Origin of the sequence: Lysinibacillus sp. JK80 (genome assembly GCF_027557635.1) — a bacterium.
Classification (GTDB): domain Bacteria; phylum Bacillota; class Bacilli; order Bacillales_A; family Planococcaceae; genus Lysinibacillus; species Lysinibacillus capsici.
Genome location: NZ_CP058997.1, coordinates 731,792 through 744,503, shown reverse-complemented (window position 1 = coordinate 744,503; position 12,712 = coordinate 731,792). Strand labels below are relative to the sequence as shown.

At 36.4% G+C, this 12,712-nt stretch carries 16 protein-coding genes; 4 read left to right on the top strand and 12 right to left on the bottom strand.

Annotated elements, in window-relative coordinates; all coding sequences use genetic code 11:
- Positions 1 to 97: 97 nt before the first annotated feature.
- Complete coding sequence (locus HXV90_RS03900) at positions 98 to 547, bottom strand: GNAT family N-acetyltransferase (protein WP_054550210.1); 450 nt, start codon at positions 545 to 547, stop codon at positions 98 to 100.
- Positions 548 to 812: 265 nt separating this feature from the next.
- On the opposite strand from HXV90_RS03900, the gene HXV90_RS03895 reads away from it, so the two are divergent.
- On the top strand, positions 813 to 962 hold the full coding sequence (locus HXV90_RS03895) for a hypothetical protein (protein WP_016992948.1): 150 nt from the start codon (positions 813 to 815) through the stop codon (positions 960 to 962).
- 87 nt (positions 963 to 1,049) lie between these two features.
- Here the strand turns inward: HXV90_RS03895 and HXV90_RS03890 are convergent, their stop codons facing one another.
- The 4 genes from HXV90_RS03890 to HXV90_RS03875 form a co-directional block, all read right to left on the bottom strand.
- Complete coding sequence (locus HXV90_RS03890; protein ID WP_269898429.1) at positions 1,050 to 1,868, bottom strand: SPL family radical SAM protein; 819 nt, start codon at positions 1,866 to 1,868, stop codon at positions 1,050 to 1,052.
- Between the two features lie 30 nt (positions 1,869 to 1,898).
- Positions 1,899 to 2,432, bottom strand: a complete 534-nt coding sequence (adaB, locus tag HXV90_RS03885) for a methylated-DNA--[protein]-cysteine S-methyltransferase (RefSeq protein ID WP_054550483.1) — start codon at positions 2,430 to 2,432, stop codon at positions 1,899 to 1,901.
- Complete coding sequence (locus tag HXV90_RS03880; RefSeq protein ID WP_269898428.1) at positions 2,416 to 3,036, bottom strand: bifunctional transcriptional activator/DNA repair enzyme AdaA; 621 nt, start codon at positions 3,034 to 3,036, stop codon at positions 2,416 to 2,418. The genes adaB and HXV90_RS03880 overlap by 17 nt, the downstream gene beginning before the upstream one ends.
- 85 nt (positions 3,037 to 3,121) lie before the next feature.
- Positions 3,122 to 3,835, bottom strand: coding sequence for a 2OG-Fe(II) oxygenase (locus tag HXV90_RS03875; RefSeq protein ID WP_269898427.1), 714 nt, complete (start codon positions 3,833 to 3,835; stop codon positions 3,122 to 3,124).
- A 162-nt stretch (positions 3,836 to 3,997) separates the two neighbouring features.
- Between HXV90_RS03875 and HXV90_RS03870 the strand changes: the two genes are divergently transcribed.
- Entirely contained in the window at positions 3,998 to 4,909 is a 912-nt protein-coding gene (locus tag HXV90_RS03870; protein ID WP_269898426.1) for a DNA glycosylase, read from the top strand.
- Between the two features lie 123 nt (positions 4,910 to 5,032).
- Here the strand turns inward: HXV90_RS03870 and HXV90_RS03865 are convergent, their stop codons facing one another.
- Positions 5,033 to 5,914 carry a LysR family transcriptional regulator gene (locus tag HXV90_RS03865; protein ID WP_269898425.1) on the bottom strand — a complete coding sequence of 294 codons (882 nt, stop codon included), beginning with the start codon at positions 5,912 to 5,914 and terminating at the stop codon, positions 5,033 to 5,035.
- A gap of 124 nt (positions 5,915 to 6,038) precedes the next feature.
- Here HXV90_RS03865 and HXV90_RS03860 point away from each other — a divergent pair, with 124 nt between their 5' ends.
- Complete coding sequence (locus HXV90_RS03860; protein WP_103118186.1) at positions 6,039 to 6,938, top strand: PhzF family phenazine biosynthesis protein; 900 nt, start codon at positions 6,039 to 6,041, stop codon at positions 6,936 to 6,938.
- 102 nt (positions 6,939 to 7,040) lie between these two features.
- Here the strand turns inward: HXV90_RS03860 and HXV90_RS03855 are convergent, their stop codons facing one another.
- Positions 7,041 to 7,925: a LysR family transcriptional regulator gene (locus HXV90_RS03855; protein WP_269898424.1), complete on the bottom strand. Its 885-nt coding sequence runs from the start codon at positions 7,923 to 7,925 to the stop codon at positions 7,041 to 7,043.
- Positions 7,926 to 8,029: 104 nt separating this feature from the next.
- On the opposite strand from HXV90_RS03855, the gene HXV90_RS03850 reads away from it, so the two are divergent.
- On the top strand, positions 8,030 to 8,797 hold the full coding sequence (locus tag HXV90_RS03850) for a sulfite exporter TauE/SafE family protein (RefSeq protein ID WP_269898423.1): 768 nt from the start codon (positions 8,030 to 8,032) through the stop codon (positions 8,795 to 8,797).
- 126 nt (positions 8,798 to 8,923) lie between these two features.
- Here HXV90_RS03850 and HXV90_RS03845 read toward each other — a convergent pair whose 3' ends face one another.
- From HXV90_RS03845 to HXV90_RS03825, 5 genes are all read right to left on the bottom strand, one after another.
- A complete protein-coding gene (locus HXV90_RS03845) occupies positions 8,924 to 9,676 on the bottom strand; it encodes an SDR family NAD(P)-dependent oxidoreductase (RefSeq protein WP_269898422.1) in 753 nt (250 codons plus the stop codon).
- Between the two features lie 71 nt (positions 9,677 to 9,747).
- Positions 9,748 to 10,044: a hypothetical protein gene (locus HXV90_RS03840; RefSeq protein ID WP_048393027.1), complete on the bottom strand. Its 297-nt coding sequence runs from the start codon at positions 10,042 to 10,044 to the stop codon at positions 9,748 to 9,750.
- A gap of 58 nt (positions 10,045 to 10,102) precedes the next feature.
- Complete coding sequence (locus tag HXV90_RS03835) at positions 10,103 to 10,618, bottom strand: hypothetical protein (RefSeq protein ID WP_054550220.1); 516 nt, start codon at positions 10,616 to 10,618, stop codon at positions 10,103 to 10,105.
- Positions 10,619 to 10,896: 278 nt separating this feature from the next.
- Positions 10,897 to 12,153 carry a DUF4179 domain-containing protein gene (locus tag HXV90_RS03830; protein WP_269898421.1) on the bottom strand — a complete coding sequence of 419 codons (1,257 nt, stop codon included), beginning with the start codon at positions 12,151 to 12,153 and terminating at the stop codon, positions 10,897 to 10,899.
- On the bottom strand, positions 12,150 to 12,650 hold the full coding sequence (locus tag HXV90_RS03825; protein ID WP_115673645.1) for a sigma-70 family RNA polymerase sigma factor: 501 nt from the start codon (positions 12,648 to 12,650) through the stop codon (positions 12,150 to 12,152). Before HXV90_RS03825 ends, HXV90_RS03830 begins: the two co-directional genes overlap by 4 nt.
- Positions 12,651 to 12,712 lie beyond the last annotated feature (62 nt).

Here is a 12,712-nt window from a genome sequence, read left to right as displayed (position 1 = left end):
ATTGTTTGCCTCTGCATCATTTTTAGATTTTATCAAAAACAAAAAAGCGTATATACAAAATGTACAACGCTTTTTAATAGCTCGTTAGTGAAATTTTTTATTTGGCTATCCATTCATATTGAATATCAGCTAAATTTTCTTCATTTTCATGTCCTCTCCCTATGATTTTAAATCCATGTTTTTCATAAAATCGTTGGGCATTTTCATTAACCTCAAATGTGTATAAAGTTAATCGCCCTTTTGATTGTGCTTTTACTTTATCTAGTAATGTATGACCTATGCCCATCCCTTGATAGTCAATATGAATATATAGTTGGCTTATTTCTTCTTCGTTATAGGCAATCATGCCAACTACTTTTTCATCCATTAACGCTAAATCGATGTGAAACTGCTCAGCTAATAGATGATTTAAGAAATATACATGACTTTCAAAGGTATGAATTTCTTTTTGACCAATCGCCTGTTCCTTACTATCTCGCCACATAGCAACTGTTTGTTCAGCGTATTGGGGGGTATATTGCGTAATAATTATTTTGTGTTGGTTCACTACTGTACCTCCTTAAGTGCTATCTGTTGTTGGTGCATTACCATTCTTCACAGTTACTTCGGATACCGTTTGTTTGGTTATTAAAACATATGGCCTGTTTACTTTCATCTTATATTATTTTGATGGTCTAAGAAATAAATTAGGTAAATTTTCAGTCATACTGTACTCCTTAATAAAATAAAGCACATTACTTGAAGAATTAAATGTAAGTTCTACGGATAAAAAAACATCTTCCACTCACACTAATGGTGGAGGTGAGATGAAAATGGGAAATAATAAACATAAAAATAATAAAACGCAAGACAACAAAAAACAGCAGAATCAAAATCAAAATGCTAACAATGAGCGTAAAAACAGAGAAGAGTTTGCTGAAGAAGTAGATTTCAGTCAAATTCAAAATGAAAACAAACGTTAATCATACTATCATGTGAAGAAACCCTAATACTCACTTCAGTAAAGATGGGTATTGGGGCTATTTTTATAATCCATCTATTACAGCATTTTACGGCTCAAACCCAGCCTGACTTATATAAACATGATTTTCTGGAAAGATTTCAATAAATCGGTTGTATACTTTTTTTATTACATCTGGTCCATACCATTCTTCTAAACCAAGTTGGTCATATTTTTTCTCAATCTCAAGTTTTCTTGTGCGTTTTCCACCACTGCCATCTCCCATGAAGTAGTCATCTATACATATCCGATCGACGAGTTGCTTCAATTTCAAAGGAAAATATTCCCCACTTGGTAAAATGGGAGCGATAGCAACTTGGGTCGGAATGTCCGCAGCTGCTAATTTTTCCAATGTCTTAAAACGCGCTTGGATTGGAGGTGCCATTGGCGTAAAATGTTTACGTATCGTTTCCGAATCTGTCTCCATTGTCATACTTACCCGCACTTTTTCTTTAAATTGTCGCAGCAAATCAATATCTCGACTGACAAGTGGACTTCTCGTCTGTACAAATAAGAAATCAGGGGGATCCTCTAGCATAACTTCTAGTAAAGATCGCGTCACTTTTTCCTTATGCTCTATTGGCTGATACGGGTCTGTACTTGAGGACATAAAAATGGTTACAGGCCCTTTGGCTTTGGCACGATGAAGCTCCTTTTTTAATACATTCGCCGCACCGTTTTTAACATCGACCCAACTACCCCATTCTCCTTCTCGAAAAAGAGATACAGGCATTTGACGTACATAGCAATAAGAACATCCAAATGAACAGCCTGTATAAGGATTGAGCGAATGCGTATAGCCAGAAAGAAAGCCAGTTCCTTTATTCAAAATGGTTTTTGGATGCTTATAGAATAATTCGCTTTTCATACGAAACCTCCATTCCATGTAAAGCAAGTATTACGCATTGCTAGATGAACCTCGCTTTTCAAGTTCCAAGAGCAATTTCTTCATTGCTAATCCGCCCCGATAGCCTGTTAAAGAGCCATTCTTTCCTGTTACACGATGGCACGGTACAGTGAGCAACACTGGATTAGCCCCAATAGCCGCTCCAACAGCACGAACAGCTGCTGGTTTATTGATAGCATGGGCAATGTCTGAATAGGATTTCGTCTGCCCATAAGGAATTTCACAAAGTGCTTGCCAGACTGCTAGCTGAAATGGCGTACCTACGTACTCAAATGGGATAGTAAAGGTTTGCCTCTTTCCTGCTAGATACTGAATGATTTCATTGACATAGGGTTCAAGCTTTTCCTCATCTTCAACAAAAGGACTTCCTGGAAAGCGTTTCTTCGCCCATTCAAACATTTCCTCGATTGGTTTGTTCTGTGAACCAACAAACACAAGGCCCTTGGAGGTAGCAGCAATATAAAAATGCCAATCCTCAAACTTGAGTAAAGACCAAAAAAGGGTTGGTTTATTTTTTATTTCCATCATTCATTTCCTCCATTTTTCTCATTTGACGAAATTGCGCTGGGGTCTCACCTGTTTTCTTTTTAAATAAAGTAATAAAATAGGGTGCATTCGCCATACCCACACATATGGCAATATCGCCTATTGCTTTATTCGTCTCAATCAAATACTTTTTAGCCGCGTGTACGCGAACTTGTTGTATATACTCAATGGGCGTCAAGCCTTTAATCTTTTTAAATGTTCGATGCATATGATAGGGGCTCCCATGACAAATCATTGCTAATGATTCGAGCGTTAATTTTTCAGCGAAATTTTGATCAATGTATGCTGTGATAATATCAACCCACTCGCTATCAGGCAAATTTTCATTAGTAGGCTTGCAACGTTTACAAGGGCGAAAATTTGCGTGGAGTGCTTGTTCTGCGGTTGCAAAAATACATACATTCTCTTTTTTCGGAACGCGAGACTTACAGGATGGTTTACAGAATATCCCTGTTGACTTGACAGCATAAAAAAATTGATTGTTGTACGCTGTATCATTCGTGATAATGGCTTGCCATTTTTCATCTGTCATCATTTCTACATTATTCAAAATATCATTTTCATCATTCATAGGATCCAGCATTTATCTCACCTCTCCTTACAATATACTCCCTAAAAATTCACAATGTACAATTCTAGATATGGAATAGCAAGATATTGAAGTTTTTTTATTTAGAATCGTGAAAAATGATGCCAAGACCGTATCGTTCTCCAGCAGTAATCGTACTTACTCCATGACGAACCGTATGTTTATAATATCCCCTTTTCCCTAGAACAGGTCTATGGTTTGTAGGAAAGATGAGCGCACTGCCTTGATCTAACGTAATGACATGTCCCCTACTCTGAGCACGTGGAATTTGTTCCACTAGGAGGGATTCTCCACCAAAAAAGTCTTGTTCGCGTTGATTTAATACAAATACTACTTGAAACGGGAAGAACACATCGCCATATAAATCTTGATGCAAACAATTAAAGCCTCCTGTTTCATACTTTAAGAGTAACGGTGTCGGTCTAGTTTGTTCATATTGTTCACAAGTGTTCAAAAAATCTTGAAGCTGAGCTGGAAACTGCGCTGTTTTCTTTAAATAACCTAACCATCGATTAGCTGTTTTGGCCAATTCTTGATAAAAGGACTCTCTTAAACTTTGGATGATTTCAGGCAATGGATAGGAAAAATATTTGTATTCCCCCTCCCCAAAGCGATACCTCGCCATATTAATGGTCGTTCTATATGGCTCTTCTGTACCATACAACCCTATTAAAAATTCACATTCCTCTTTTGTTAAAATTACTGGAAGCTTTGCAAATCCTTGTTTATCTAGTTCATGTTGAATGGAATCCCACTCCAAGCTGCCAACACGTGTTTGAATATCTTGGACCATTTTTATTCCCTCCTTAGCCTTCTTAATAACTAACACTATAACCTCATCAATAGAAAAAAATAAGGCGTTTAGAATGGAATAGCAAGATAACAAAATGAGTAAAGCTACTTTTATGATAAAGTAAACTAACAAACTGTGTATGTTGAAAAGGAGAATGAAAAAGTGATATGGCATGACGTTGACGATGTGATGATCATTACTTTACCAGCAAATTTTGATATGAATGCAAATCTAGGCTATTTAACAAGAGAAAAAAATGAATGCCTGTATGAAATAGAGAACAATATCATCACAAAAGTGATAGCCATTGGAGAAATGCAGTCTTTAGTACAGATAAGCGTAATCGATAATCAACAAATGGTTGTTCAATTCCTAAATGGTTCTAGGCCTATTGAAAAGAGGGAGCGGGAAAAAATTGCAACATATATAATTGAATGGTTTGATCTTGATAACGATTTAACGCCATTTTATGAAATGGCAAATACAGATCCATTACTTAAAATACCTGCCCAAAAATTCTATGGATTACGAGTTATCGGCATTCCCGATTTATTTGAAGCGTTATGCTGGGGCGTTTTAGGGCAACAAATCAACCTTGCCTTTGCCTACTCTTTAAAGAGACAATTTGTAGAAAGCTTTGGCGATTCTATCGAATGGAATGGTAAAAAGTATTGGGTATTCCCTCCATACGAACGAATTGCACAGTTAGAACCTACTGACCTAGCAGCTATTAAAATGACGGTTAAAAAAAGTGAATATATCATTGGCATTGCAAGATTAATGGCATGCGGAGAATTATCGAAGGAACAATTAATGAAAATGAATTTTAAAGAGGCAGAAAAAAGCTTAATCAAAATACGAGGAATCGGACCTTGGACAGCCAATTACGTGCTAATGCGCTGCCTAAGGTTTCAGACAGCTTTTCCAATCGATGATGTAGGTCTGATTAATTCAATAAAAACATTACGTAATATGAACCAAAAGCCTACGAAAGAGGAAATTTTATCGCTCTCGATACCATGGAAAAACTGGGAATCCTACGCTACCTTCTATTTATGGCGTGTTCTTTACTAAATATCATCACCTTGATTTGAGCATGTTTTGAAAAAATGAACCAAAACATGCTCTTACGTAGGTATGTTTTATGCTTCTACAAAAGCACAATGATGATGAACAATAGCAATGGACACAGAATTCTTATAGCTTTAATTCTTTAATACAATCCATGGTTGTTTTTATAAACTCTTTGACAGCGGGAAGGGGTTGCTTCTTTGAGCGAGTAATAATGCTTATTTCTCGGAAAGGTTCGGGTAAGAGAGGTTTTACAATGGTACCTGCTAAATTATAGGGTAAAGCTAGTTCTGGTATGATTGTAATGCCTAATCCTTCACGTACCATTGCAATGATTGTTTGATTTTCTTCCACATTAAACTCTATGTTTGGGGATACCTCTTGTTCCTGTAAAAACTTCTTAACACTCACTTCACATCCTAGCTGAGGCATAATAAAAGCCTCCCCTTGAAGTTCTTCCGCCTTTACTTGTTCATTTATGGCAAGATGATGATGAATCGGTACGATTGCTACTAATCTATCTCTTACTATGGTGGTAGCCTCAAAATGATCCATAGGGTTACTTAAAGATGTAAAACCTATATCCACTTTCCCCTCTTCTACCCAACGTGTAATTTGGTCATAGCTCCCCTCATAAAAATTTATTTCAATTCCCTTAAACTCTCCTTTAAACCGTGATATGATCGTTGGCAACACTTTTGAAGCGAAACTTGAAAAGCTGCCAATATTTATTTTTCCGTTTTGTATTCCTAAAATAGATGCCGCTTCTTGTTTAATGCTTTCTGCTTCGGATAAGATATTTCTCATATTGTTGATGATACGTTCTCCACTATCTGTTAATGAGATACCGTTTCTTCCTCTATTCAAAAGTTTAATACCGAGTTCTGACTCTAATGAAGCGATATTATGGCTTATGCCCGATTGTGTCATCGCCAATATTTCACCTGCTTTTGTGAAATTTCCAATATCGACTACTTTGACGAATATTTCTATTTGCAAAAGGTTCACAAGATAACCTCCGTATAAGATTTAACTTTCCATTCGACTTCCTCATGTTTAAGATTAAAAACATGAATTTTACTTATCAATTCTATCATACTACAATAATCGTAGAATGAAGGAGGAGATAGCAATGAAAAAAGTGGTAGAGTTTTTTTATGTTGATGCATTCACCACAGAAACGTTTGGAGGAAATCCAGCTGGCGTCATACCTCATGCTGAAAATTTAACAGATGAGGAAATGCTAAACATAGCCAATGAATTAAACCTTTCGGAAACGGCCTTTCTTTTACCATCAACAAATGTAAATGCAGATTATCAAATAAAATATTTTACTCCTACAAAAGAAGTTGACTTTTGCGGTCACGCTACGTTAGGTACAGCATGGTTAATGGCTAATAAGTACAATTGGATTGATAAGGACGAGAAAATAATCTTTGAATCAAACATTGGACTAATTCCTGTAAAATGGATTACGGAAAACAATCACTTAAAGAGCGTGTCCATGACTCAAGTACGTCCCCATGTAAAAAGTATAGACATTAGCCCTGAAGTCGTTGCGGACCTTGTGGGTTTAGAGGAAACGGACATTGATGATCGATACCCGATAAAAATAGCGAACACAGGGGTCCCACATCTTATGGTTCCCGTTAAAACACGTCAAGCAATTGATCAAGCAGAACCTAAATTAAATGAGCTTAAAAAGATGAACAATCATTTTAACATATCCACCACTCACCTCTTTACCTTTGACACAAATGGAGAATTTGATATTTATACAAGAGATTTTTGCCCAAATATAGGGATCGATGAAGATCCAGTTACAGGGGCAGCAAACGGTGCATTAGGTGGTTATTTATATCTAGAAAATATACTAGCTCCACAAGAAAAACATCAATTAGTAATTGGGCAAGGCCATACGATTAATAGACCTGGAACTCTTTATGTCACGATTACACCTGATGGGGAGAATGCTGTTATTGAAGTAGCAGGAGCAGCAGTTGTTTCAATAGAGGGAAAAATACTTTTATAATACTATTTTTCTGAATTTTCTGTGTTAATTATCATCATAAATAAACTTCTCTAAATTCTTCACTTAAATTTAGAGAAGTCTTATTTATGCCAAATAAAGTGGTTAGTTTAATGCATTTAAATGCGTTTTTAAGTATTGCAAAAATGGTTGCTCCATGAGATCGGTTTTTCGAGAGCAAATAAATAAACTTTGCTGAATAGCTGCCTGCTCAACATACACTTGAGCAAGTTTCCCGTTTGCTATACTTTCATCTACACTATAGGACGGAGCTAAAGTCATGCCGTACCCCGCTTCCACTACTTTTATGGATTCGTGTAAGCCCTGCATTTGAAGCCCTAACTTAGGTAATGGCGCATTAAATGTGTAAAAAATGGACTCCAATAAATCGAGTGTCGAGCTACCACGTTCCCGATAAATAAAGTCCTCGTTCGATAATTCATAGATGGAGACCGTTTGATTTGCTAGAGGATGTGAAGGATGGACTGTAAACCAAAACGGGATATCCAATACCTTTTCAAATTGTAAATCTTCATGACCAATTTTACTTTGAACGACAAAGCCAAAATCTACTTCATAATTCAGAACTTGCTCCTCCACAGATTGAACATTGCCTAACGATACAAAAAATTCAATTTGAGGATTTGCAAGCTTGTATTTAGCTATGATAGGCGGAAGTATATAATTAATAGGGATGTAAGAAGACGCAATATGTATTTTGTCTTCCTTTGCTAAAAACTTACCAAGCTTCTCATCGATTTGTGCTTCTAAGTAAAATAAACGCATGCCTTGCTCGTATAAAAACTTCCCCTCTGACGTTAATTGAATTCCACGCCCTTTACCTTCAATCAATTTTGCCCCTATTTCATTCTCTAATTTTCGAATTTGTATGGTAACAGCAGGTTGACTTAGTAGCATACTATTCGCCGCTGCAGTAATTCCCCCAAGCTTGGCTACATTCGTAAAGATCCTCAATGCATGTAAATTCATTCCATTCCAACCTTTCTATCCATAAATAATATTTATGAATAAGCAATAATTATATATTTGTTTTATGTATAGTTTACCAGTAATTTAAGTATTGAGGTGATTGAATGGAAATTTTACTACATGAATGGTTAACAGTAAAAGGAGTTATTTTATTTACAATTGGTTTACTCGCAGCCATAATAGGCGTTCTTTTTGGTGCAGCAGGCTTTATTTTGATGCCTTCATTGTTGCTCGTCGGCATTCCAATTCACACAACCGTTGCCGTTAATAAATTTGCGACAGGCTTATCAGCCCTATCAAATGTTGTTTCATTTGTCATAAAAGGACATTTATCTGTAAAAAAGTATTTTTCTTTCATGTTTGTTGCTAGTATAGGTGGTGTATTTGGGGCATTATTCGCAATCCTCTTATCAGAACAAATCATGAATGTCGTCGCTTGTATAAGCTTAATTTTTGCATTTCTGATTGTCCTTTGCAGTAATAAATGGATTGTCAAAGATGTAAAAGAAACAGAGGAACAACCCTTGAACAAGCTTATTCCATTTGCAATTTCCATATATGACGGTGGTTTTGGACCAGGCTCAGCTCTAATGAATATAACCTATTTCTTGAAAAAACAATACCATTATTTAAAAGCAGTCGAGTTAACAAGAATGCTCTCGTTATCAAGCTGTACAGGTGCTTTTCTCTTTTATTACTTTACTGGCATTGTTAATTGGGGAATTGCTATCCCTGTTTCACTTGGCTCTATTGCTGGCTCTTTCTTTGGTTTAAAGATCGTTCCGTATATCCAAACAAAATGGATTCAAATTATTTTACCAATCATTTTTTTGTTCTTAATTGTTCAAGTAGTGTCGGATTTAATAAAATAAGCGAAACAAGTCCTACCTTTTTTGCCCCCAAATTTAAGGACATCTAAGGTGGAGCTTGTTTAGAATCCGAAATTTACGACTGTTAGTATAATAGACGAAAGCAATAATAATTTGCCTATTTTTTATTTATCTACCGCCACTCACATGTATAATTTCTCCAAGGATGTAATTTGAGGCATCAGAAGAAAGGAAGGCAATTACTTCTGCTATCTCTTTAGGCGCTGCAGCTCGTTTAATTGGTACAGAGGAAGCCATTCGTTCAAGCCGATTGTCGCCAGGAGCAAATTTTTCGTGAAAGGGTGTTTCGACCATTCCAGGCGCTACCCCGTTCACGATAATTCCATATTCAATTAATTCTCTGGACATACCAATCGTCATTGTATTGATAGCTCCCTTAGCAGATGCATAATGAATACTTTCCCCTGCTCCACCAATACGTGCTGCTGCAGAAGAGACATTAATAATTTTTCCGCATTTCTTCGGAATCATATGTATTAATACAGCTTGAGAGCATAAGAGCACACTATTGACATTTAGCTTGAATGTTTCTTCCCATAGCTCTTCACTCATCTCCATAAAAGTACTTTGACGGATGCCGCCTCCAGCGTTATTCACTAAAACATCAATCGTGCCGAATGTAGAAATAGCCTGCTCAATCATTGCGTTCACTTCTTCTTTATTCACAATATTAGCTTGAATAGCAATGGCGTCTCCACCTTGTTCTTGAATTCGTTGGACAGCTTCGTTGGCACCTTCCACATTTGTATGATAATTGATAATTACTTTAGCCCCGTATTTTGCCACTAGCTCAGCCGTGGCAAATCCAATCCCAGAGCTTGCACCTGTGATAAGAATAACCTTTCCTGACAAGTTATGCATAGCGTCCCCCCTAACGTTTTTAATAGTAATTCGTTCATAAACAACTAATGCTCACGCACCACGATAGTTAATTATATGGTTCTACTACTAGTATATTTTTTAATGATCGTAACTAAAATCGCCAGAATAAATACAATCAAACTATTAATGAGTAAATAATAGGCAATGTTCAATCCATAGAATAATGCAAAGGGATCACGAATAATAATTAGTGCTAATACACTTCCTAGTCCACCAAATACACCTGCCAGTAGTAAAATGATAAAAGCAGCATTATATAGATTTTTCTTTTTTTTGTAGAATACAAACCCAATCACATTTGCAACAACAATTAAAAAGCCTATCAGTATGAAGAAAAAACCTTCCATTCAGCTCCCTCTTTTCAAAACGATTTTGTCATGGGATAACTATTTCTTCCCCCTTGAATTAAAGTGGTCCACCCTCAAAACCAATAGGCCAACCATTTTCTTTAAATTTCACTTTATACTGAAACTCAAAGTGACCCTCATAAATAAAAGCTAAACTAAAGCCTGAAAAGATATAACTATCGAAGTTAGCCATATTTCCAAAGCTTATTGTGGATAAATAATAACTGTTTATTTCTTGATTAGGAAAAAACTTATGTAAATACGCCAATGCGCGGCTTATATGTAAATGGAGTTCATCGAAAATTCTTTCTGCTAGTTCGATTATTCTCACCTCAGGATTTTCATTATTTCCTTGGATAATAATCTCTACATCCTCCCATTCCCCAATATTCATGCTGTATAACCACTGTTCCTGAATAAGATACTTTTCTTTATTGTATACAGGGGGATTGACTAGGTTTAATTCTTTGATGTCATCTTTAGTCAACGGTTTTGCAAGAATAAGCTTATTCTGCAAAATGTCTTTTATATTAGAGACCGTATATTTTGATTTGTTTAATTCTAAAGAGTCCATTTTCCACCTCCGTTTAAAGTAAGTTTACTTAAATTATACCATCATCGCTCTACAACCATTGTAAGTTCAAAAAGAAAAAAGAGCTAGCTATGTAACTAATTCTAGAAAAGATAACCGCTTCGAATCTAAACATATCGTTACCTCTGTTATAACTAAATCAAGTGTCACTTTAATCTATCGTCTATCAAGTTGTTCAGAAAAGAAGCCCCCAACCCTTGCAGTCAAAATAGCAAAACAGCTATTCAAAAAGGTTCGTCTTTTTGAACAGCTGCTGCATTTTATTGCAATGGAATGTTTACTTCAATATTTTCCCCAATCGGATTAGGGTAATAGTTTAAATATAGCTTAGCTTTTCCATTATATTCTTCAAATTGTGATGTCTCCACTACATACTGCTCGTCTCGAGAAATAGTCAAACTTTTGAATTCTAATGGCGTGCCGTCTTCTTTTATGGCGTCAGAGAGCATTAATAATTTGCCTTCATTATTTTTTTTCATCTTAACTGCTACGCTTTGCTGCACTATTGAAATGTCCCCCTTAAAATAAGTAGGCTTCGTGATTATCTCTTTTGTGCCAAAATCAACTTCGATAAAATCCTCACCCTTTGGCACAGCTTGAATGGCGCCAATCATAACCGTCAATGACGCTGGATCATCGAAATAATTACTTTGCAAGTAGAGCGTAAATTTGCCATCGCGAATATTCCCGTCTGTTGAAATGTCATTTCTAATACTTTCTCTACGTTCACCGCTTTCTGTCATGATGGCAACATCATCTAGCGCTAATAGTTGCATTGTATTATCTTTGGCTACCTCAATATCGAGTGCCACTTTTAATGGCGAACGGCGAATTTGTGTAATCGTAAATTTCTGCCCGTTGACATCGATCGTACGATTTGCAGTAAAAATTTTCTCCTTTGCGATCTCGTTTTTCAGTGAAAACGGTAAAGATATTACAATGTTACCTTTCTCTTCATCCTGAAAGTGAAAAACTGCTTCAAAATCCTTGGAAGTATAGGCGATAGGCTTTAAAAAACTATATTTCACAGATGAAGAGATGTATGTTTGATTGCTTGCATTCATGGTAAACGTACAGCCGCATTCAATCTCCTCATCTCCTTGAAACAATTGAACTTTCTCTAAGTTTAATTTTGAAATATCAAATGAGGCATCAGCGTCATAGAAGAGGACAAATCCTAAATTATCGGCAATCACGCCCTGCAATGTAAGTGCTAGACCTTTTCTAGATTGCGTCACATTGATTTCTTCATAGTATTCATGGTCTACAATATCTTTTATTCCTTTATCTATTGCAATCGCTGTTACAATTGCTTGAAAGCCGGGTATTTTGGCAACTTGGCTAGCAATCGTTGGCGAGACGCGAATTGAAAAGAGAAGGCTTAGGCAAAGCATGGAGATGCATGCAACCGAAACAATGCGCTTCTTTCTTCTTTTTTCTTGTTGAACCTTTCGAAACATGTTCATGCGAACTTGTTGCAGTTTCTCCTTTGGAACGTCAATTAATGGTTTACTCATAGCCAGTCCTCCTTTTCTCTAGCAAAGCTTCTAAGCTTCTTTAAAATGTGATGAAGCTTCGATTTCACAGTACCCTCAGGAATTTGATTGAGCTCAGCAATTTCTTTATTTTTCAATTGCTGGAAATACTTCATATAGACGAGTTGCTGCTCTGACAAAGATAAATGTTCCAATAATCTCTCCATATCTGAGTAGATGACCCATTCAGATAAGTGGTGTTCCTCAATCTGAACAGTCGGCGGACGTTTTCGTAAATGGTCTTTACAGCAATTGATTAAGACGCGCACAAGCCATGTTCTGGCATATTCGTGCTGTTGAACGGTATGCATTTTTTTGAGTGCCTTGTAAACAAGCTCCTGCATCACGTCCATAGCATCTTGCTCATTTTTCATATATGTAAAGGCCATGCGATATAAAATATCCTCATCCATTTCAATCAGTGAAAGTATCGCTTCTTGATCTCCACGTATAGCACGCTGCTCTAATTCAAATTTCATCCTTTTTCGCCTCCTTCTCTCATTAGACTCAACATTGTTGCATTTCGTTCAAAATTTTTGAA

Excerpts from the sequence above, each read along its gene's own strand:
- HXV90_RS03895 (WP_016992948.1), top strand. The coding sequence starts at position 813 with ATGGGAAATAATAAACATAAAAATAATAAAACGCAAGACAACAAAAAA.
- HXV90_RS03890 (WP_269898429.1), bottom strand. The coding sequence starts at position 1,868 with ATGAAAAGCGAATTATTCTATAAGCATCCAAAAACCATTTTGAATAAA.
- adaB (WP_054550483.1), bottom strand. The coding sequence starts at position 2,432 with ATGGAAATAAAAAATAAACCAACCCTTTTTTGGTCTTTACTCAAGTTT.
- HXV90_RS03880 (WP_269898428.1), bottom strand. The coding sequence starts at position 3,036 with ATGCTGGATCCTATGAATGATGAAAATGATATTTTGAATAATGTAGAA.
- HXV90_RS03875 (WP_269898427.1), bottom strand. The coding sequence starts at position 3,835 with ATGGTCCAAGATATTCAAACACGTGTTGGCAGCTTGGAGTGGGATTCC.
- HXV90_RS03860 (WP_103118186.1), top strand. The coding sequence starts at position 6,039 with ATGAAAAAAGTGGTAGAGTTTTTTTATGTTGATGCATTCACCACAGAA.
- HXV90_RS03855 (WP_269898424.1), bottom strand. The coding sequence starts at position 7,925 with ATGAATTTACATGCATTGAGGATCTTTACGAATGTAGCCAAGCTTGGG.
- HXV90_RS03850 (WP_269898423.1), top strand. The coding sequence starts at position 8,030 with ATGGAAATTTTACTACATGAATGGTTAACAGTAAAAGGAGTTATTTTA.
- HXV90_RS03845 (WP_269898422.1), bottom strand. The coding sequence starts at position 9,676 with ATGCATAACTTGTCAGGAAAGGTTATTCTTATCACAGGTGCAAGCTCT.
- HXV90_RS03840 (WP_048393027.1), bottom strand. The coding sequence starts at position 10,044 with ATGGAAGGTTTTTTCTTCATACTGATAGGCTTTTTAATTGTTGTTGCA.
- HXV90_RS03835 (WP_054550220.1), bottom strand. The coding sequence starts at position 10,618 with ATGGACTCTTTAGAATTAAACAAATCAAAATATACGGTCTCTAATATA.
- HXV90_RS03830 (WP_269898421.1), bottom strand. The coding sequence starts at position 12,153 with ATGAGTAAACCATTAATTGACGTTCCAAAGGAGAAACTGCAACAAGTT.
- HXV90_RS03825 (WP_115673645.1), bottom strand. The coding sequence starts at position 12,650 with ATGAAATTTGAATTAGAGCAGCGTGCTATACGTGGAGATCAAGAAGCG.